We start from the raw sequence: 20,265 nt of genomic DNA on the forward strand, positions 1-20,265 counted from the left end.
CCGTGGAGGGGGCCGTTCCGCCCCTCATGCCCCGTCGGCCGGGGGTTCGACGGGGACCGGTCGCCAGGTGGGCGGCAGCAGCGCCGGCACGTGCGCGCCGCGCACCTCGGTGTACGCGATGTCCGACGCGAGGAGCTGTCCCCGGGCCGTGCGCGCGTCGGTCTCCTGGTGCGCCGTCATGTGCGCGGCGATCAGGCCGGCGACGACGGGGGTGGCGAACGAGGTGCCGCTCCACTGCGCGTTCCCTTCGAACATCACCTGGTCGGCCTTGGCGGGCGCCTCGCCCGGCTCGCTCAGCAGGCCGGTGTGCCGGGGCGCCTGGCAGGTGCAGGCGTAGGCGGAGCCGTACCGGCAGGCGTCGTAGGTGGAGTGCTGGTAGACGTACGGGACGGGGGTGTCGAAGCCGGTGAGGGCGCTGGTGAGGCGCTCGCCGGGGGCGTACGCCTTGACCCAGGGGCCGTGGTTGGAGAAGCAGGCGCCGCCCTCGCCGTCGGAGCGCAGCGCGCCGACCGACAGCACGGAGTCCTCCCAGCCGGGCACGTCGGCGTAGGCGGCGGGCCAGAACGGCGTGGCGCTGCCGTTGTTGCCGGCGGCGGCGACCAGGAGGGTGCCGCGCGTGCGCAGTTCCTCCATGAAGGCGTGCACGCCGAGCAGGCCGTCGGTGCGGCCGTTGGGGGTGCCGGCGGAGAGGCTGATGACGTCGGGCCAGCCGTCCTGGTCGACGGCCTCGAACAGCTTCTCGCCGAACTCGGACTCCAGGATCGCCCCGGCGTCGTTGAGGGTGTTGCGCACGGTGATGTCGGTGTTGGGCGCCACGGCCGCGAGGAGCCCGGCGATGAAGGTGCCGTGGCCGACGTACTGCATCAGGACGCCGGCGTCGTCGCGCTCTTTGATCTGGAGGTCGCCCCGGGTGTGGGCGAGCAGCGGGCTGGACCGGTGGTCGCGCGTGAGGCCGGTGTCGATGACGAGGACGCCGACGGCCGAGCCGGGGTCGTACGGCGTGGTGGCCGCCGCCGGGTTGGGCGGTTCGGCGCGGGGCACCGGAACGGGCTCGTCGCCGGGGCAGGCGTTGACGGCGATGTGCACGACGTGGTTGCGGCTGACCAGGCGGCGCTGGGCGCGGCCCTCGGCGGCGCGCAGGGACCGCAGGGCGTTCGCGACGGCCGGGTCGCCGGCGCCGGTGCCCCGACCGGGGTCGCCGACCTGGATACGGGTGATGCCACAGCGGTTGGTCTCACGGCTCGCGCGGCGCACGTGGTCGGCGTCGAGCCCGGCGACGGCGGTGAAGTGCTCGCGGACGGTGTCCTCGACGACGCGTGCCTCCTCGCCGTCGCGGGCGAGGACGACACCCCTCTCGTAGAGGAACTCGGCGGAGTCGTCGGGGCCCATCGCCAGCGGGACGTCGGGCATCGAGCGCTGGATGTGGTCGAACTGCTCGCGGAATCGCTGTGGTGCCATGGCGGGTCCTCTCCCCCTGAGGCTGCGTTCGTCAATGAGAGTCCGGAGACAGATGATTGATACAGACCCGCACCTGTGTGACGTGGTGCGCTGCCACTACCATCCTTGAGGTGACAGCGGGAAGCGACTCGGTTTTCGAACTGCTGCCGATGGTGTTCGCGGCCCCGAACGAGGCGCTGGCGAGGGCGGAAGGGCTCCTGGACGCCGCTCCGCCCCCGCTGCACGCCTCGATCGCCCATCAGGTGATCGGCATCTGGCAGCGGGACTTCGGCGACACCCGGCTGGCACTGGCCCATCTGCGGCGGGCCCGCGATCTGGCCGCCCGGGCGGATTCACCCGAAAGAGAGGCCGACGTCCTGGCCACTCTGGGGGTGGCCCTGGTGCACACGGGCCGTACCCGGCAGGGGCTGGCCGCCTTCGAGCGAGGCGTGGCCCGCGGCACCGGGCACACCCGGGCGCGGGTGCTGTACCGGCGGGCGTACGTGTGGTGGGTGCTGGGCCGGCACGGGGAGGCGCTGGAGGACGTACGGCGGGCGATAGTCGTGCTGCGGCAGGCCGATGACGTCATCTGGACGGCGCGGGCGCTGACGCTGCGGGCGACGGTGCATCTGGCGCTGGGCGCGGTGGAGCGGGCGGAGGCCGACTTCGCGGCGGCGGAGGAGCTGTGGGGCACCACGGACCAGGAGCACGACAAGGCGGACGCGGTGGAGAGCCGGGGGCTGGCCGCGTTCCGGTCCGGGGACGTGCCGGCCGCGCTGCGGCTGCTCGACGAGGCGAGCGAGCGGTACGCGGCGCTGGGCACGCCGATGTTCATGCTGAACATCCGGCGCAGCGAGGTCATGATGGCCGCCGGGCTGGCCCCGGAGGCCCTGGCCGAGGTCGATCAGGCGATCGCCGTCCTGGACGGCATCGGCGGGCAGTCCACCCGCAAGGCGGAGCTGCTGCTGGTCGCGGCGCGGGCGGCGCGGCTGGCGGGCGACGCGCAGACCGCGGTGGCGCGGGCGGCGGTCGCGGTGCGGCTGTTCGCGGCGCAGCGGCGCACCTGGTACGAGACGCACGCCCGGCTGGTGCTGATCGAGGCGCGGGTGGCGGCCGGGCGGGGTGCGGGGCGGCTGGTCGCGGACGCGGCGGCGGTGGCGGAGAAGCTGGCCTCGTTCGGGGCGCCGGCCGCGCCGGAGGCGTCGCTGCTGGCCGGGCGGATCGCGCTGGACCTGGGCTGGACGGCGGACGCGGAACGGCATCTGGCGGTCGCCGCGCGCAGCCGGCGCAGCGGTCCGCCGCTGGCCCGGATGACGGGCTGGGCGGCGCAGGCGCTGCGGGCGCGGGCGGCCGGTTCCACGCGCGGGGTGCTGGAGGCGTGCCGGCGTGGTCTGGACGTGCTGGACGACCACCGGATGACGCTGGGGGCCTCGGAGCTGCGGGCCCGGGCGACCGCGCAGGGGGCGGAGCTGGCGGCGCTGGCGCAGGAGGCGTCGCTGGCCTCGGGCGGGCCGCGGCGGCTGCTGGTGTGGAGCGAGCGGTGGCGGGCGACGGTGCTGACGGCGCCGCCGGCCCGGCCGCCGGCCGACCCCGTGCTGCTCAGCGACCTGACGGCGTTCCGGGAGATCGCGGCGCGGGCGGAGGAGGCCCGGATGAAGGGCCGTCCGGTGGCGGCGCTGGAGCGTGAACAGCGGCGCCTGGAGCGGGAGATCCGCGCGCGGACCCTGCACATGCGCGGGGAGGCGCCGGGCGGCGGTGACCGGTTCGACGTCGGCCGGCTGCTGGCGGCGCTGGGGGACGACGTACGGCTGGTGGAGCTGGCGGTGCTCGACGGCCGGGTGCAGGTGCTGCTGTGCGGGCAGGGGCGGGTGCGGCGGTTCGAGGCGGGGCTGCTGGCGGAGGCGGAGCGGGAGGCCGAGCACGTCCAGGCCGGGCTGCGGCGGCTGGCCCATCCCGGCGCGGAGGCCCGGCTGCCGCTGGTGGAGGCGGCCGGACGGCGTCTGGAGGAGCTGCTGCTCGGTCCGGCGGCGGCGCATCTCGGTGCCGGCCCGGTCGTGGTGGTGCCGCCGGGGCGGCTGCACCGGGTGCCGTGGGCGCTGCTGCCGGCGCTGCGCGACCGGGTGCTGAGCGTCTCGCCGTCCGCGACCAGCTGGCTGCGCGCCCGGGAGACGGCGCCCCCCTCCGGCGGCCGGCACATCCTGGTCCGCGGTCCGGGACTGACCAGCGGCGGCGCGGAGGTCCCGCTGCTGGCCGAGGGGTACGGAGCACCGGCGATGCCCTCCGGGGGGTACGGGACGCAGGCGATGCCTCCCGGAAACCACACGACCGGGAGCCACGGGCCCCGTGCCCCGCGCCCCGGGCCCGACCGCCTCCGTCACCAGGCGTCGGCGACACGCGTCGACGGGGCCGACGGGGCCGCTGCCGAAGGGGCTTCGGTGGACGGAGCCGCGACCCTCGGGAACGGGGAGCCGGGGTACCCGGCGCCGGGGCTCGCGCTCGCGCGCGGGGCGCCGGTCGTGCTGGAGGGCGACGGGGCCCGCGTGCCCCGGGTGCTGCGGGAGCTGGACGGGGCGGCGCTGGCGCACATCGCGGCGCACGGCACGTTCCGGGCGGACAGCCCGTTGTTCTCGTCGTTGCGGATGGCCGACGGGCCGCTCATCGTGCACGACTTCGAGCGGCTGGACCGCAGCCCGTACCGGATCATCCTGTCCTGCTGCGACACCGCCCGGTTCGCGTCGGTGGGCGCCGACGAGCTGCTCGGCCTGGTCACCGCGCTGCTGCCGTTGGGCACGGCCGGGGTGGTGGCGTGCACGGCGCCGGTCAACGACGCGGCGGTGGTGCCGTTGATGCTCGCCCTGCACAAGGGCCTGGACGCCGGGCTGTCGCTGGCGGAGGCGCTGCGCGACGCGCGGGCCGCGCTGCCGGGCGACGCGGTGCACCAGGTCACCGGGTGGGCGTTCTCGGCGTTCGGGGCGGCCTGAACCGGCCGCCCCTCGTGCCCCGTGCCCGTGCCCGGCGCGGGCCTGCCCTCAGGCCGCCACGCGTGCCCCGGGCAGCTCCACCAGCCACGGCAGCGCGCCCCGGTCGCCGCCGCCGAGGCGGGCGTAGGCGCTGTAGAGGTGGTTGCCGACGGTCCGGACGGAGAGGGTGAGTCTCTCCGCGATCTGCCGGTTGCTCAGTCCGGCGGCGGCGAGAGTGACGATCTGCCGCTGCCGGGCGGTGAGTTCACCGAGGACCAGTCCGGACAGGGCCGGGGTCCGGGCACCCTGGCAACGGCGGGCCAGGGCGACGGCCCGGGTACGGGCGGTACGCGCGGCGCTCGGGTCGCGGTGCACCCGTACCGCCTGGGCGTGCGCCTCCGCCGCGAACAGCAGGAAGCCCCGGCGCTCCAGTTCCCCGGCGGCCCGGTCCAGGGCCGGTCCGTCGCGGCGCGCGAGGGCGTCCGCGTGGGCGGCGAACACCCCGGTCAGCCGTCCGGCGGCCCGCTGCGGCACGCCGAGCCGTACGGCGTCGTAGGCGTCGTCGGCCACGGCGGCCAGGGCCGCGTCGAGGTCGCCGCGCGCGGCGGCGGACCAGACGGCGGACCCGCCGCCGGCCGCCCCGCCGTCAGGCACGGCCCGGCCCGACTGGGCGTCGGCGAGGGCGAGTTCGGTACGGCAGACGGGGTCGCCGGGGGACGAGCGCAGCCCCTCGCGGGCCCATGCCGCGGCTTCCCGCAGCCGGCCGCGCAGCCGCGCGAACCGGGCCCGTACGGCCGCGTCGCCGGCCGGAACCCGGGCCCCCTCGGCGACCAGCCACTCCCCCACCGGTGCCTCGGCGTCGCGTACGTCGGCCCGCTCGACCCGCCGGGCGAGGGCGGCCGTCTCCGCCTCCAGGGCGCGTCCGCAAGCGCCGGGGGCGCGGGTCAGCCGCCGGGCCCGCAGCCGGCCGGCGGCGGCGCGCAGCACCGGGCCGTGCAGGGGGTGGGCGAGGCGTACGGTGCCGTGCTCGTCGTCGACCTCGATCAGGCCCTCGGTCTCCAGCCGTTCCAGCACGGCCAGGTCGAGATCGTCCAGGGCCGGCGCCAGGGGTTCGGCGAAGGCCAGCCGCTCCAGGGTCTCCCGCTCCTCGGGCGTGCGGCGGCCGAGGGCGGGGGCGGTGCGTTCCCGCAGGGTCGCGGTGACCGGCACGGGGCCGCGCCAGCTCCACTCCCCCGTCTCCGGGACCGTGCCGAACGGGCCCCGTTCCCGTACCGCGCCGAGCAGTTCGCGCAGCAGCCGCAGGTCACCGCGGCACAGGCGGTGCAGCCGGCCGGCGGTGAGCGGCTCGGGGGCGGTGCCGACGGCCGCCGTGAGCAGGTCGGCGGTCTCCTCGCGGGGCAGCGGGTCGAGGATGAGGCGGGGCAGCAGTTCGCCGGTCCACAGCCGGGAGACCGCCTCGGGCGCGGCGGCGGTGTCCGTGACGACGACCAGCAGCCGGGTGCGGCCGTGCACGGCGAGCTGGTGGACCAGGGCGGCCGAGGAGTCGTCCAGCAGATGGGCGTCGTCCACCACCAGCAGCCGTACGGCTGACAGCAGTTGGACCGCGCGGTGCAGCGTGACGGATTCGGGCAGCAGGTGGGCGAAGGCGGCGAACGGCAGGTGGCGGGTCTCGGGTGTGCCGGCCGCGCGGACGTGGTCGGTGCCGCGGAGGGCCTCGGTGACCAGCCGGGTCTTGCCGCGGCCCGCCGGGCCGGTGATCACGGTTCCGGGCCGGCCCGCGGTCACCGACCGGCGTACCAGCTCCAGTTCGTCCGCGCGTCCGGTGAACGGCCAGGTTCCGGCCGCCGGTGTCCTCGTACCCCGCTGCAGGGGCGTCACGTCGAAAGTCGTCACGACAAGGAGAGTCCGGTTGCTCAGATCTGATACAGGGGCAGTTGAGTAGACCGCGACTCAGGCGCCGGGGCCGTCCGGACGGCACGCTGGTCACATGACCGCCCGCTACTGCTCGCTGCCGCAGCAGCCCGCCCCCGCGTTGCCGCCGGGGCTGGCCGCCGAGCGGCTCGGCGCGCTCGTCGGCGGGCGGCGGATGTGGGTCAACGGCACTGTGCTGCATTACTACTTCTTCGACGGTGACGCCGACGCCTCGGTCATCACGGTCCCGGGTACGGGCCGTACGCGCCGGGTGTCGTGGGTCGGGAGCGAGGAGCAGCGGGAGCTGGTGCGCTCCTGCCTCCGTGAGTGGCGGGACCTCGGTATCGGACTCGTCTTCACCGAGGTCGGCGACCGCTCCGAGGCGGAGCTGCGGATCGGTTTCCAGGCGGGCGACGGCTCGTGGTCGGCGGTGGGGAAGGACGCCCTCAAGGTCGGCCTGAACGAGCGCACCATGAACTTCGGCTGGGACCTGGCCGCGTCGGGGGACCGCTGCACGGCCCTGCACGAGATCGGGCACGCGCTGGGGATGCTGCACGAGCACCAGAGCCCGTTCGCCGGGATCCACTGGGACGACGAGGCCGTCTACGCGGAGCTGTCCGGCCCGCCGAACCACTGGAGCCGGGACCGGACGTACTTCAACATACTGCGCAAGCTCGACGCGGACGAGGTCAACGGGGCCGTCTGGGACCCGCAGTCGATCATGGAGTACCCGTTCCCGTCCGGGCTGGTCCTGGAGCCGGAGCAGTACCGCGGCGGGCTGCACCCGCCCGGCACGCTCTCGGCCGCCGACAAGGAGTTCGTCCTGCGCTGGTACCCGCCGGCCGACCCCTCCGGGCCGACCGCGCTGGTGCCGTTCCGCTCGGTGCCGCTCGGTCTGGGCGCGGGCGAGCAGGCCGACCTCGTCATCGAGCCGCCGGAGACCCGCGACTACACCGTGGGGGTCTTCGGGGAGGGCGACACCGTCGTCGTGGTCTTCGAGGAGCGGGAGGGCGAGCCACGCTTCCTCGTCGGCGAGGACGACGGTGGGACGCCGCACAACGCCAGGCTGAGAGCACGGCTCGTCAAGGGCCGCCGCTACGTCGTCCGGGTCCGCCTGTACTCCTCGTGGGGTCCGGGTGAGACGGCGGTCATGTGCTGGTGACAGCACGGGCCGCCACACCGGAAGGGGAGCGCCACTGACCGGCGCCGGGGAAGCGGCCGGATCGCGTTGCCTTCGGGGGAGGGAAACGCCGTCCGGCCGCGCCGCGCCGGGTCCGCCGCACGGGGGTCGGCGGACCCGGCGCCCATCAGCGCCCGAACCGGACCGGACCGCCGCGGGGCCGCCCCGCCGACGCGCACCGGACGGCCGGCGGCCGGGGCGCTCGCGCGGCCGCCGGCACGCCCGTAGCGCCGATGACGGCACAGGTCCGCGGCGCGTCGTGGGACTGGCGCCGTACGCCACCCGGTGGACGGCCGGTGTCCGCGTCGGCCCCGGCGGGGTGCCGGGCGTGGCGAGGGGGCCGTACGGCGGCGGGATCACCGGGCTCAGGGCCGGATCAACGCCCTGCGCCAGTGTTCGGTGACCTGTGTCCGCAGCCGTTCCGTGTCGATGTGCCGCGGGTCGACGAGCCGTTGCATGCCGATGCCGCGCAGCTGCGCGACGATGGCGATCGCGGTCTCGTCGGGTGCGGCGTCGGGACGGATCTCACCGCTGGTGATCCCGGCGGTGAGGTCTTCGGCCAGATCCCTGCGGAACGCCTCGTCGCGCTCGCGGAAGACGGGGGCCAGGTCCGCCGACGTGGCGGCTTCGGCCCACAGCATGAGGAAGACCCGGTTCAGCACGCCCATGCGGCCGAGCTCGCCGATGTAGCCGTCGATCAGCCGCAGGAGACGGTCCAGTCCGGGCGGCAGGCCGTCGAGTCCAGGTACGAACCCTGCCTGGGCCGCGTGCGCCAGGCGTTCGACGAGCGCCTTCTTGGACCCGAAGTGGTGGGTGACGAGTCCCCGGCTGTAACCGGCTCTCTCACCCACGCGTGCCAGTGTCAGCGAGCGCACCCCCTGTTCGTCGACCAACTCGGCGGCGGCCATGAGCAAGGCGGCTTCGGCCTCCTCGCGACGCTGTTTCTGCGTGCGGCGGGTGGTGGTCATGATCCGGATCGTACAACATACTTGTCATACAGCCAGCAAGTGTAAGAAGATGGCGGCGCCCGGGGCGCGATCGCAGACGCCCACTCCCGCGCGGGCCGGCAAGGCGTCCGGACGGCCCGTGAGCACGCCACAGACCGGATCGGAAGGCACGGATGACGCAGCCCTCTCGACGCGCACCGCGGTCGGACGCGCGGGAGAATCGCGCGCGCATCGTGCGGACCGCACGCGCGGCCTTCGCCGACGACCCTTCCGTGAGCCTTCAGTCGATCGCCAGGGCGTCCGGCGTCGGCCAGGGAACGATGTACCGCCACTTCCCCAGCCGCGAGGCCCTGTTGCTGGCCGTCTACCGGGAGGAGGTCGAGGCGCTCGTCGCCGCCGCCTCGGCCCTGCTGGCCGGGCACGAGCCGCTGGGGGCGCTCCGCCTGTGGTTCGAGCACCTCATGGCCTACGGCCGGAGCGGGCACGGGGCGGCCCTGGCCGTCGAGGCCGCCACGCGCGCCGGCCAGGGCAGCCGGGACCGTCCGCCGGTCACCGCCGCACTGGACCTGCTGCTCCGCGCCGGCAAGGAGGCACGACAGGTGCGGCCGGACGCCGAGGCGGACGAGGTCCTGCTGCTGGGAGCCTGCCTGTGGCAGACCGGTGACGGGCCCGCGTCGCGGGAACGCCGCCGACGCGTGCTCACCCTCATCCTCGACGGCCTGCGCGTCGGCGCGCGCGGCTGACGCCGGACCGGCCGCGCGTGGTGGCGCCGGTCTCGACGACGGTGCGGGCCACGGGGCCGGTCGCGGGCTCCAGGCGGGCGGGGCGCCCGCTCCCGACGGGTCGGAGCTGTCGAATCCCCGGATCCGCTTCGTCGGTACGGCCGGCGGCGACGGTCGCAAAGGCGCTCCCGACGTACGCCGGCAGCCCCGCTCCGACTGCCGAGCCGGCCTGCGCGATCGCCGCCGGCGCGGCGCGCGGGCCGAGGCCGCCCGCGACGCGATCGTGGCGCACCGGCAGGCCGGTGTCCGGCACGTCGTCGCCGACGTCCCGGCCGACGACGGCCTCGCCGTACTCGGTGCCGCCACCCCGGGCCGTGACGCAGCTCGGCGAGCTGATCACCCGCCTCATCGGCGCGGTCCTGATCGGCACCTCCTTCCGGTCCTCCGTACGCCGCGACGAGCGGCCCGCCGAGGCGGCGGAACCAGGAGACAGCGAGAAGGCGGACGTCTCCTCCGGAGTGTCAGTCTCAGGCGGGCGGGGCGAGCAGGTCCTGGAGGATGCGCCGCAGCTCGGCGCGGTCCTGTGGAGTGATCCTCGCCAGCCTGCGGTCGTACTCCGCCGCGAGGGCGGCCAGTGCCCGGTCCCGTGCCTCGACGCCCTCACCGGTCAGGACGAGCCGGTGACGCCGCAGGTCCTCGTCGTCGATCTCGCGCCGGACGAACCCCTTGGCGACGAGGTTGCGGACGTAGACCGTGACGCTCGCCTTGGGCAGCAGCAGCGCCGTGGCGATCTCGGCCGGATACCGCGCCGCTTCCACCTCGGCCAGCACGAAGAACTCCTTCGTCTCCAGCCCCAGCTCGGCCAGTTCCGGCGTGCAGGCGTCCATCACGACGCTCAGCAGCCGCTGGTTCAGCGTCCACAGCTGTGCCCCGTCGACCGGCATGCGGTCTCCTGTCAAGAATCGAAGTGGTACGGTCCTGTATTAGTTCCGAACTGTATCAGTATAGGTTCTGTACTGGATGACGACGGAACGACGTCTCACGAAGGGTGCCCGCCATGCTCCAGCACCTCACCATCCCGCGAGGGCCGATCCACCTCGCGGCCGACCTCCATCTGCCCGACGACGCCGACAGCTCCACGCCACTGCGCGCCGTGGTGCTCTCCACGCCCGGCAGCAGCGTGAAGGAGCAGATCGGCGCGAACTACGCCTCGCGCCTCGCCGCCCGCGGCATCGCGGCGCTCGTCTTCGACCCCGCCCACCAGGGGCAGAGCGGAGGCGAACCCCGTGACCTGGAGGACCCCTACCGCCGGGGCGAGGACATCTCCTACGCCCTGGACGCGCTCACCACGATCCCCGGCGTCGACCCGCGTCGCGTCGGCGTCCTCGGCATCTGCGCCGGCGGCGGCTACGCCGTGCACACCGCCCGCACCGACCACCGCATCAAGGCCGTCGGCACGGTCGTCCCCGCCGACATCGGCACCGCGTTCCGCGGCTTCCAGCCCGACGGCGCGGCCGCCGCGCTCGACGCCCTCGCCGACGCGCGCACGCAGGAGATCCGCTCCGGTGAGCCGACCCGGGTGAACTGGCTGCCCGACACCCTGGAGGACGCCGCGGCGGCCGGGCTGACCGACCTCGACACCACCCAGGCGATCACGTACTACCGCACCGATCGGGGCAGCGCCGAACACTCCACCAACCGCCGCCTGGCGCGCGGCGACTCCCTCCTGCTGGGCTACGACGCGTTCCACCTGGTCGACCCGCTCATGACCCAGCCACTGCAAGTCGTTCTCGCCGGACGCGTCGGCACCACCGGCTCCTACGACGCCGGCATGCGGCTGTGGAGGACCGCCCCCAACCCCGTCGACCTCATGGTGATCGACGGCGCCGGACACTACGAGATGTACGACGAGCCCGCGTACGTCGACGCCGCCGTCGAACGGCTCACGCGCTTCTACGCCGACCACCTGTGAGGCGTCGGGCCGCGCGCGGGACCGGCCGGACCGGCGCGGCGGTTACCGCTTGAAGTCCACCTCTTCGAGGCGGGTCCGCACGGTCCGGCCGCTCTCCCACGCGTTGGCGCCCGGTGCCACGTCCGGCACCGGGATGTCCGCCCGGCCGCGCCGCTTGCGGGACGTCGAGACGCCGAGCCTCTCGTCCCGGGCCCGGACCAGGTCCGGCGCGAGCTGTCCGTCCCCGGTGAAGCCCATCATCAGCTGCGGGATGCCGTAGGGGAAGTCGTCACGGTCGTACTGCCAGGTGTGGAACGTCTTGCCGTAGGTCGTCACGAGGTCCTCGAAGTAGGCGTGCTCGGCCATGTCGGGGATGCCGGGGGCGGTGAGGCTGCCCGAGGAGACCTCGTAGTGGTGGCTGTGCCACAGCCGCTTCTCGTCCTCGGGCAGCCCGCGGAACCGCTCCTCGCTGATGATGTACTCGATGCCGATCAGACGGGCGTCGGGCGCGTTGCGGTCGAAGATCACGCACTGGTGCAGGTCGTGCTGGAGATGGATGCAGAAGTGGGTGGCCTCGACCTGGCGGCCCATGTCGTCGGCGTACATGTGGAAGCCGTTGAGGTAGGTGCTCATCGCGTCCAGTGGGTATTTCGGCTGCACGGCGCCGGCCGCGAGGTCCAGCGCGCGGTGCTTGAGCGGGTGGCCCTTGCCGACCTTGCTGATCGTGGCGGCCTTGCGGCCGAACAGCAGACCGGCCGCGGCCGTCACACCCGCCGCGACACCGATGCCGATGCTCGCGGCGGGCCCTGGGCCGGAGCCGTGCGGGCGGGATGCGCCGTGTGTGAGTGCCATGGGCGGCGAGTACCCCGAACACGGTGTTCCGCATCCGGTGCGGCAAGATCTGCCGGGGGCGCGGCGGGCGGGACGGGTCAGCGGTGGCCGAACCAGCTCATCGCCGGCAGGGCCCGGTCGTCGTAGCCGAAGAGGGCCTGGTTCTCCCAGCCGTTGCCGGAGGCGGGGTCGGTGGGGTCCCAGCCGTTGCCGGTGACGGCGGTCCAGGTGGCCTCCCAGTAGAAGACGCCCAGGCCGCGGCCGTTCGGTACGGCCTCCACGATGCTCGCGACGTCGTTCATCCACCTCGTCTGCCCGGCGGTGGTGGCCGGGTAGCCGGGGACGAGTTCCCCGTCGAGGTCGATGATGTTCTCCTGCGCGTCCTCGCTGTCGAGGCGGAAGGGGTAGGCCGTCTCGGCGACGAAGACCGGCTTGCCGTAGCGGGCGGCGGCGTCGTCCAGGGTGGTCTGGAAGTCGGACAGCGCCCCGTGCCAGTACCCGTAGTACGACAGGCCGACGGCGTCGAACCGCACACCGTTCGCGACGGCCGAGTCGAACCACCAGCGGGTGCCCTCCAGGTCACCGCCCTCGGCCAGGTGCAGTGCCACGGTCGTGGCGGGGCTGACCGCCTTGGCCGCGTCGTAGCCGGAGTTGAGCAGTCCGGCGAGCTGGGACCAGTTGCCGGTGGCGCCCTCGTCCCACAGCATGCCGCCGTTGATCTCGTTGCCGATCTGGACCATGTCGGCGGTGGTGCCCTGGGCCTTCAGCGCGTTCAGCACGTCGTACGTGTGGCTGTACACGTCCGTCTTCAGCTGGGCGTAGGAGTGCGAGGCCCAGGCGGCCGGCTTGGTCTGCTTGCCCGGGTCGGCCCAGGAGTCCGAGTAGTGGAAGTCGACCAGCAGCTTCATGCCCTGCGCCTTGATCCGCTTGGCCAGGGCGAGGACGTGGGCCTTGTCGTTGTAGCCGTCGGCCGGGTTCACCCAGACCTTCAGACGGGCGTGGTCCATGCCGGCGGACCGCAGGACGGTGAGCGGGTCGGCGGTGGAGCCGGAGCCGGTGCGGTAGGTGCCGCCCCGTGCCTCGCTCTTGGCGAGGGAGGAGATGTCGGCGCCGTGCACGGTGGTGCCGCCGGTGCCGGGGGCGAAGGTCAGGTCGTCGACGTTGATCCAGTTGCCCGCGTTGGCGTCACTGCTGATGCTGACGGTGCACTGGTTGGTGGTGACGGTGACCGGCACTACGATCCGGATCCAGCCGCTCGCGGAGACCGGGAGGCCGGTGCGCTGTTCGGCGCCGCCGCAGTTCTTGAGCGCTATGTACGCGGAGTTCTGGCCGCCGCCGGAGCGGACCCAGGCGGTGAGCCGGTAGCTGCCGTTGGCGAGGCCGGAGAGGTACTGGTAGGTCTCCGTCCGGTAGGCGGTGGACGCCCAGTGGCTCAGCCGGTGGCCGCCGCCGTGACCGCCCGCCTCGACGTAGGAGGCGCCGGCCGAGCCGTACTCCGACCAGCCGGCGGGGGTGGCCGCGCCGGTGCCGTCGGCTTCGAAACCGCCGTTGGTGAGGGTGCTCGCCGCCTGCGCCGCGGGCGCGGGCGGCAGGGTGAGGGCGAGCCCCGCGGCCAGCGGCAGCAGCAGGGCCCTGAGCGTGCGTCTGGGATGGAACATCATCGTCCGTCGTCCCTTCGACGTGGGGGAAGGTACCGGGCGGAGGGACCGAGTGGCCCTCCGCCCGTGGGTGGTGCGGGCGGCCCCCAGGCCCGCGAACGTGCCGGGGGCCGTTGGTTCAGCCGTCGAGCCGGACGACCCGTACGGCCCCCGCGGGAACCTCGATGCGGCCCGCGGCGCTCTCGCCCGTCAGCAGTTCGGTGCCGGGCGTGTCCAGGGGCACCTTGGCGTCGGTGCCGGTGTGGTTGATCGCGAAGAGGTAGCTGCCCGACTCGCCGGCGCGCCGCACCACCTCGACGTCCCGGGGCAGGTCGGGACGGGCCGGGACGCGCGCGTCCTCGGCGGCCCGGGCCAGCACCGCGTCCAGGCCGTCGGCGTCCAGGCGGGTGGAGACGTACCAGGCGGTGCCCTCGCCGAGGCGGTGCCGGGTGACGGCGGGGTGGCCGGCGGCCGGGCCGTCCGCGTACGTCCACACCGTCTCGGCGCCGCGCGGGACCACGAACTCGGTCCAGACGTCGGCGGCCAGGCCGGTGCCGTCGGGGCCGGTGACCCGGACGGTGTCGCCCGCCAGCAGCGGTGAGACCTCCTCGACGGTCAGGCCGAGCACGTCCCGCAGCGCGCCGGGGCAGGCGCCCTCGTGGACGGCGTCGTGCTCGTCGACGACGCCGGAGAAGTACGACACCACCAGCGTGCCGCCGCCCTCCACGTACCGGGTGAGGTTGCGGCCGGCCGCCTCGGTCATCAGGTACAGCGCGGGCACCACGACCAGGGGGTAGGCCGACAGGTCGGCCTCCGGATGGGCGAAGTCGACCGTGAGGTGGCGGTCGTAGAGCGCCTCGTAGAAGGCGTCGGCGCGTTCGCGGGCGTCGTGGTCCTCGCTGGGCCGCCACTCCAGGTTCTGCGCCCACCAGGAGTGCCAGTCCCACAGGACCGCCACGTCGGCGACGGTGCGGGTGGAGCGGATCTCGCGCAGTGCGTCGAGTGACGCGCCGAGCCCGACGACCTCGCGCCAGACGCGGGTGTCGGTGCCGCCGTGCGGCAGCATCGCCGAGTGGAACTTCTCGGCGCCGCGCCGGGACTGCCGCCACTGGAAGAACATCGCGCCCTCGGAGCCGCGGGCCACGTGGGCGAGGGAGTTGCGGGCCATCTGGCCGGGGGTCTTGGCCGGGTTGCGCGGCTGCCAGTTGACGCCCGAGGTGGAGTGTTCGAGCAGCAGCCAGGGGGCGCCGCCCGCCACCGAGCGGGTCAGGTCGGCGGCCATGGCGAGGTTGACGTGGGTGCGGCGGCCGTCCGTGATCAGGTAGTGGTCGTTGGTGACCAGGTCGACCTCGCGGCCCCAGGCCCAGTAGTCGATCGAGTCGCACTGGCTGAGGGCGGTCATGAAGTTGGTGGTGACCGGGACGCCGGGTGCCAGGCGGTGCAGGATGTCGCGTTCGGCGCGGAAGTTCTCGCGGATGGTGGCGTCGGCGAACCGCTTGTAGTCCAGCGCCTGGGCCGGGTTGCCGGCCGTGGGGGTCAGCCGCGGCGGGTTGATCTCGTCGAAGCCGCCGTAGCGCTGGCCCCAGAACGCGGTGCCCCACGCCTCGTTGACCGCGTCGACCGTGCCGTACTCCGCCGCCAGCCAGCGGCGGAAGTGCGCGGCGCAGGAGTCGCAGTAGCAGGCGGAGACGGGGACGCCGTACTCGTTGTGGACGTGCCACAGGGCGAGCGCGGGGTGGTCGGCGTAGCGCTCGGCGAGCTTGGTGGTGATGTTCGCGGCGGCGGCCCGGTAGTCCGCGTTGCTGTGGCAGATGGCGCCGCGGGAGCCGAACTCGTAGCGCCTGCCGTCGGCGGTGACGGGCAGCGCCTCGGGGTGGGCCCGGAAGAACCAGACCGGGGGGACCACGGTGGGGGTGCCGAGATCGACGCGGATGCCGCCCGCGTGCAGCAGGTCCAGCACCCGGTCGAGCCAGCCGAAGTCGTACGTCCCCGGCGCGGGCTCCAGCAGCGCCCAGGAGAAGATCCCCACGCTCACCATGGAGACGCCGGCCTCCCGCATCAGCCGGACGTCCTCGGTCCAGACGCTTTCCGGCCACTGCTCGGGGTTGTAGTCCCCGCCGAAGGCGAGCCCGGTGAGGCCCTTGGGGGTGGTCTCCGGCATGTAAGTCTCCCGGTCGATCGATCATTTGGGAACGTGCACACACATGATGGACGGTGCGAGCCCAACATAACCGCACAGCAACAACCATTGACAAGTGTCCGGGACGTTTCTCTACTGTGAACGCTCACAGACGCATGGCAGGTCCTCGTGATGTGCGAGGACCCTGTTTTCAGGGGAGATATCCATGCCGCACACGAAGCACCGTCGCCTCGTGGCCACCGCCGTCGCCGTCGCGCTCGGCGCCACCGCGCTCGCCGCCTGCGGATCGGAGGACGACGGGGCCGGATCGGGTCCCGTTTCGCTCACGTACTGGACCTGGACGCCCGGCATGGACAAGGTCGTCGACCTGTGGAACAAGGGGCCGGGCAAGAAGGAGCAGATCAGCGTCACGGTGAAGAAGCAGGCGTCCGGCGACACGCTGGTCACCAAGATCCTCACCGCGCACAAGGCCGGCGAGGCCCCCGACCTGGTCCAGGCCGAGTACCAGGCGCTGCCCACGCTGGTCAGCAATGACGCGCTGGCCGACATATCCGGCGAGGTCGGTGACGCGAAGGCCGCGTTCGCCGAGGGCGTCTGGCAGCAGACCACGCTGGGCACCGACGCGGTCTACGCGGTGCCGCAGGACATCGGGCCGATGATGTTCTACTACCGCGCGGACCTGTTCGAGAAGTACGGCCTCGAAGTCCCCGCCACCTGGGACGAGTTCGCCGAGACCGCCCGGGCGCTGAAGAAGAGGGCGCCGGAGGCGGACCTCACCACCTTCTCCGCCAACGACTCCGGGCTCTTCGCCGGTCTCGCCCAGCAGGCCGGCGCCCGGTGGTGGACCACCGAGGGCGAGAAGTGGAAGGTCGGCATCGACGACGCGGCGACCAGGAAGGTCGCCGAGTTCTGGGGCGGGCTCGTCAAGGAGGGCGCCATCGACAACCAGCCGATGTACACCCCGGCCTGGAACAAGGCGCTCAACACCGGCAAGCAGATCGCCTGGGTCAGCGCCGTGTGGGCGCCGGGCACCCTGACCACCGCCGCGCCCGACACCGCCGGCAAGTGGGCCATGGCACCGCTCCCCCAGTGGTCCGGCGGCGAGGACGTCACCGGCAGCTGGGGCGGCTCCTCCACCGGCGTCACCACGGACTCCGGCGACAAGGAGGCCGCCGCGAAGTTCGCCACCTGGCTGAACACCGACGGCGAGGCCCTGAACGCGCTCGCCGAGGAGAGCGGCATCTACCCGGCCGCCACCGCCGCCCAGACCAGCGGCGCCTTCGCCGAGCCGCCGGAGTACTTCTCCCACCAGGAGGACTTCTGGAGCAAGGCCGCCGAGATCGCGGGGACCACCGCGCCGTCCGCCTGGGGCCCGAACGTCAACGTCGCCTACACGGCGTTCAAGGACGCCTTCGGCGCCGCCGCCAAGAACAAGTCCGACTTCACCGCCGCCCTGGCCGCCATGCGGGACGACACCGTCGCCGACCTGGAGAAGCAGGGCTTCGAGGTCGCCCGGTGACCAGCACGGCACGCCGCAGGCCGTACGGGGTGAGGACCGCCCCGTACGCCTTCCTCCTCCCGGCGACGCTCCTGTTCGCCCTGTTCTTCGCGCTGCCCATCGGCTACGCGGTCTGGCTCAGCTTCCGCAAGGTGCGGGTCTCCGGTCTCGGCCTGGGCTCGGGCGCCCGCACCGAGGTCTGGGCCGGCCTGGAGAACTACACCGCCGCCCTCAGCGACAGCGAGCTGCTCAGCGGCGCGCTGCGCGTCCTCGGCTACGGCGCGATCGTCGTCCCCGTGATGCTGGGCCTGGCGCTGCTGTTCGCGCTGATGCTCGACTCCGAGCGGGTACGGCTCGCCCCGCTCACCCGGCTCGCGATCTTCCTGCCGTACGCCGTCCCCGGTGTGGTCGCGGCGCTGCTGTGGGGCTTCCTGTACCTGCCGGACGTCAGCCCGTTCTACTTCGTGCTCGACGAACTGGGGCTGCCACAGCCGGACCTGCTGGACGGCGGTCCGCTCTACCTCGCCCTGTCGAACATCGCGGTGTGGGGCGGCACCGGCTTCAACATGATCGTCATCTACACCTCGCTGCGGTCGATCCCGGCCGAGGTGTACGAGGCGGCGAAGCTGGACGGCGCCGGCCCGCTCCAGATCGCGCTGCGGATCAAGATCCCGATGGTGGCCCCCTCGCTGGTGCTGACCTTCTTCTTCTCGATCATCGCCACGCTCCAGGTGTTCAACGAGCCCACCACCCTCAAACCGCTCACCAACTCCGTGTCCACCACCTGGAGTCCGCTGATGAAGGTGTACCAGGACGCCTTCGGCAAGGGCGACATCTACGCCGCCGCGGCCCAGGCCACCATCATCGCGCTGGTCACGCTGCTGCTGTCCTTCGGCTTTCTGCGGGCCGCGAACCGTCGTCAGAAGCAGGAGGCGGCCCGATGAGTTCCCTCGCCCTGCGCGAGTCCGCGCCCGCCGCGGGCACCACCCCCGACGCCGCCCAGGGACCGCCGCGCCGCCGGCGGATCGCCCTGGTCCCGACCGTGACGCTGCTGCTCGGCGCGGTCTACTGTCTGCTGCCCGTGGCCTGGGTGGTGATCGCCTCCACCAAGTCGGGCAGCGAGCTGTTCTCCACCTTCACCTTCCTGCCGGGCAGCGGATTCACCGAGAACCTGTCCGACCTCAGCGCCTACCGCGACGGCGTGTACTGGCAGTGGATGGGCAACTCCGCCCTGTACGCCGTGGCCGGCGCCCTGCTCTCCGCGGCCGTGTCGGCGTGCGCCGGGTACGCGCTGGCGGTCTACCGTTTCCGCGGCCGGGAGGCGATGTTCAACGTCCTGCTGGCCGGGGTGCTGATGCCGCCGGTGATCCTCGCCGTCCCGCAGTACCTGCTGCTGGCCCAGGCCGACCTGACGGACTCCTACCTGTCCGTGCTGCTGCCGCAGATCCTCTCCCCGTACGGCGTCTACCTGGCCCGTGTCTACGCCGCCGCGGCCGTCCCGGCGGACGTGGTCGAGGCCGGGCGGATGGACGGCGCGAGCGAGTGGCGGATCTTCACCCGGATCGCGCTGCCGATGATGGTGCCGGGCCTGGTGACGGTCTTCCTCTTCCAGTTCGTGGCGATCTGGAACAACTTCCTGCTGCCGTACATCATGCTCAGCGACGACGAGAAGTTCCCGATCACCCTCGGCCTGTACACGCTGCTGGAGCAGGGGGCGAACACGCCCGCCCTGTACACGCTGGTGGTCACCGGCGCCTTCCTCGCGGTGTTCCCGCTGGTGGCGCTGTTCCTGGTCGTCCAGCGGTTCTGGAGTCTGGACCTGCTGTCCGGGGCCGTAAAGTCATGACCATGAGCAAGGCAGGGGGCCGGCCCAGACCACCGACCATCCACGACGTGGCGCGCGAGGCGGGTGTCTCGCGCGGCACCGTCTCGCGCGTCCTCAACGGCGGGCACTACGTGAGCCCGGCGGCGCAGGATGCGGTCAACGCCGCGATCCGCAGGACCGGGTACGTGGTGAACCGGCACGCGCGCTCGCTGATCACCGGCCGGTCGGACTCGGTGGGCTTCCTGTTGACGGAACCCCAGGAACGCTTCTTCGAGGACCCCAACTTCAACGTCCTGCTGCGCGGCTGCACCCAGGCGCTGGCCGCGCACGACATCCCGCTGCTGCTGATGCTGGCGGGAACGGACGACGAACGACGGCGCATCACGCGGTACATCACCGCGGGGCACGTCGACGGAGTGCTCCTGGTCTCCAGCCACTCCGGCGATCCGGTGGCGCAGGAGCTGCTGGAGGCGGGGGTGCCGCTGGTCGCCTGCGGCAAGCCGATCGGGCTCGGCTCCAAGGTGAGTTACGTGGCCGCCAACGACCGGGACGGTGCGCGGGACATGGTGCGGCATCTGCTCGCGCTCGGCCGCCGCCGGATCGGCATGGTCACCGGTCCGCTGGACACGCCCGGTGGTGTCGAACGGCTCGCCGGCTACCAGGAGGAGCTGACCGGGGCGGGTCTTCCGGTCGACGACCGGCTCATCGCCTCCGGCGACTACAGCCGGGCCAGCGGCGAGGCGGGCGCCGAGCTGCTGCTCGCGCGGGCGCCCGACCTGGACGCCGTGTTCGTCGCCTCGGACCTCATGGCGCAGGGCGTGCTCGCGGCGCTGCGGCGGGCCGGGCGGCGCGTGCCGCAGGACGTGTCCGTCGGCGGCTTCGACGACTCCCCCGCCGCGCCGGCGGCGAGCCCGGCGCTGACGACCATCCGGCAGCCGTGGGACCGGATCAGTTCGGAGATGGTACGGGTGCTGCTCGCCCAGGTCGGCGGCGAGGACCCGGCGGCGGTGATCCTGCCGACGGAGCTGGTGGTGCGGGAGTCCGCCTGAGCCGCTGTCCGGCCCGGCCGGGCCACCACCTGTTCGACGTGGCGGGGCCGCCCGTGGTCCTCATGGACTGCGACGGGCGGCTCAAGGCGTTCTGCCGCGGCGACTACGGCCCGGCAGGCGACCCGGCAGTCGTCCGCAACGTCTCCGGCCGACCGGAGGTCTTCGCCCTCGGCCGGA

General features: G+C 73.5%; 16 protein-coding genes. 8 read left to right on the forward strand and 8 right to left on the reverse strand.

The window, feature by feature from the left end; translation table 11 throughout:
• Positions 1–24 precede the first annotated feature (24 nt).
• Positions 25–1,458: a S8/S53 family peptidase gene (locus ACZ3IG_RS08155; protein WP_467430036.1), complete on the reverse strand. Its 1,434-nt coding sequence runs from the start codon at positions 1,456–1,458 to the stop codon at positions 25–27.
• A gap of 149 nt (positions 1,459–1,607) precedes the next feature.
• Here ACZ3IG_RS08155 and ACZ3IG_RS08160 point away from each other — a divergent pair, with 149 nt between their 5' ends.
• Positions 1,608–4,418 carry a CHAT domain-containing protein gene (locus ACZ3IG_RS08160; protein ID WP_467430555.1) on the forward strand — a complete coding sequence of 937 codons (2,811 nt, stop codon included), beginning with the start codon at positions 1,608–1,610 and terminating at the stop codon, positions 4,416–4,418.
• A gap of 48 nt (positions 4,419–4,466) precedes the next feature.
• On the opposite strand, the gene ACZ3IG_RS08165 is transcribed toward ACZ3IG_RS08160, so the two are convergent.
• Positions 4,467–6,290 (reverse strand): LuxR family transcriptional regulator AbsR2, encoded by a 1,824-nt coding sequence (locus ACZ3IG_RS08165; RefSeq protein ID WP_467430038.1) that lies wholly within the window; start codon positions 6,288–6,290, stop codon positions 4,467–4,469.
• A gap of 94 nt (positions 6,291–6,384) precedes the next feature.
• On the opposite strand from ACZ3IG_RS08165, the gene absR1 reads away from it, so the two are divergent.
• Positions 6,385–7,470 (forward strand): beta-glucuronidase AbsR1, encoded by a 1,086-nt coding sequence (gene absR1 / locus ACZ3IG_RS08170; RefSeq protein ID WP_467430039.1) that lies wholly within the window; start codon positions 6,385–6,387, stop codon positions 7,468–7,470.
• Between the two features lie 383 nt (positions 7,471–7,853).
• Here absR1 and ACZ3IG_RS08175 read toward each other — a convergent pair whose 3' ends face one another.
• The gene (locus ACZ3IG_RS08175; RefSeq protein WP_467430041.1) at positions 7,854–8,456 is read right to left on the reverse strand and encodes a TetR/AcrR family transcriptional regulator; all 603 of its coding nucleotides are present in this window, start codon (positions 8,454–8,456) and stop codon (positions 7,854–7,856) included.
• A gap of 152 nt (positions 8,457–8,608) precedes the next feature.
• Between ACZ3IG_RS08175 and ACZ3IG_RS08180 the strand changes: the two genes are divergently transcribed.
• A complete protein-coding gene (locus tag ACZ3IG_RS08180) occupies positions 8,609–9,178 on the forward strand; it encodes a TetR/AcrR family transcriptional regulator (RefSeq protein WP_467430043.1) in 570 nt (189 codons plus the stop codon).
• Here ACZ3IG_RS08180 and ACZ3IG_RS08185 read toward each other — a convergent pair.
• Complete coding sequence (locus tag ACZ3IG_RS08185) at positions 9,141–9,587, reverse strand: hypothetical protein (RefSeq protein ID WP_467430044.1); 447 nt, start codon at positions 9,585–9,587, stop codon at positions 9,141–9,143. The genes ACZ3IG_RS08180 and ACZ3IG_RS08185 overlap by 38 nt on opposite strands.
• A gap of 97 nt (positions 9,588–9,684) precedes the next feature.
• Positions 9,685–10,101 (reverse strand): MarR family winged helix-turn-helix transcriptional regulator, encoded by a 417-nt coding sequence (locus ACZ3IG_RS08190; RefSeq protein ID WP_467430047.1) that lies wholly within the window; start codon positions 10,099–10,101, stop codon positions 9,685–9,687.
• A gap of 104 nt (positions 10,102–10,205) precedes the next feature.
• Here ACZ3IG_RS08190 and ACZ3IG_RS08195 point away from each other — a divergent pair, with 104 nt between their 5' ends.
• Entirely contained in the window at positions 10,206–11,129 is a 924-nt protein-coding gene (locus tag ACZ3IG_RS08195) for an alpha/beta hydrolase (protein ID WP_467430049.1), read from the forward strand.
• Between the two features lie 42 nt (positions 11,130–11,171).
• Here the strand turns inward: ACZ3IG_RS08195 and ACZ3IG_RS08200 are convergent, their stop codons facing one another.
• The 3 genes from ACZ3IG_RS08200 to ACZ3IG_RS08210 form a co-directional block, all read right to left on the reverse strand.
• Positions 11,172–11,960 carry an OBAP family protein gene (locus tag ACZ3IG_RS08200; protein ID WP_467430051.1) on the reverse strand — a complete coding sequence of 263 codons (789 nt, stop codon included), beginning with the start codon at positions 11,958–11,960 and terminating at the stop codon, positions 11,172–11,174.
• Between the two features lie 77 nt (positions 11,961–12,037).
• A complete protein-coding gene (locus ACZ3IG_RS08205) occupies positions 12,038–13,597 on the reverse strand; it encodes a glycosyl hydrolase 53 family protein (RefSeq protein ID WP_467430054.1) in 1,560 nt (519 codons plus the stop codon).
• Between the two features lie 118 nt (positions 13,598–13,715).
• The gene (locus ACZ3IG_RS08210) at positions 13,716–15,737 is read right to left on the reverse strand and encodes a beta-galactosidase (protein ID WP_467430055.1); all 2,022 of its coding nucleotides are present in this window, start codon (positions 15,735–15,737) and stop codon (positions 13,716–13,718) included.
• A gap of 184 nt (positions 15,738–15,921) precedes the next feature.
• Between ACZ3IG_RS08210 and ACZ3IG_RS08215 the strand changes: the two genes are divergently transcribed.
• Genes ACZ3IG_RS08215 through ACZ3IG_RS08230 form a run of 4 tightly spaced genes read left to right on the forward strand, consistent with a single transcriptional unit; the run spans position 15,922 to position 20,088 of the window.
• Positions 15,922–17,235 (forward strand): ABC transporter substrate-binding protein, encoded by a 1,314-nt coding sequence (locus ACZ3IG_RS08215; protein WP_467430056.1) that lies wholly within the window; start codon positions 15,922–15,924, stop codon positions 17,233–17,235.
• Positions 17,232–18,158 carry a carbohydrate ABC transporter permease gene (locus ACZ3IG_RS08220; RefSeq protein ID WP_467430058.1) on the forward strand — a complete coding sequence of 309 codons (927 nt, stop codon included), beginning with the start codon at positions 17,232–17,234 and terminating at the stop codon, positions 18,156–18,158. The genes ACZ3IG_RS08215 and ACZ3IG_RS08220 overlap by 4 nt, the downstream gene beginning before the upstream one ends.
• Positions 18,155–19,060 (forward strand): carbohydrate ABC transporter permease, encoded by a 906-nt coding sequence (locus tag ACZ3IG_RS08225; RefSeq protein ID WP_467430059.1) that lies wholly within the window; start codon positions 18,155–18,157, stop codon positions 19,058–19,060. The genes ACZ3IG_RS08220 and ACZ3IG_RS08225 overlap by 4 nt, the downstream gene beginning before the upstream one ends.
• Entirely contained in the window at positions 19,057–20,088 is a 1,032-nt protein-coding gene (locus ACZ3IG_RS08230; protein ID WP_467430060.1) for a LacI family DNA-binding transcriptional regulator, read from the forward strand. Before ACZ3IG_RS08225 ends, ACZ3IG_RS08230 begins: the two co-directional genes overlap by 4 nt.
• The last annotated feature ends 177 nt before the right edge of the window (positions 20,089–20,265 follow it).

The organism is Streptomyces sp. NPDC016677 (assembly GCF_055562815.1).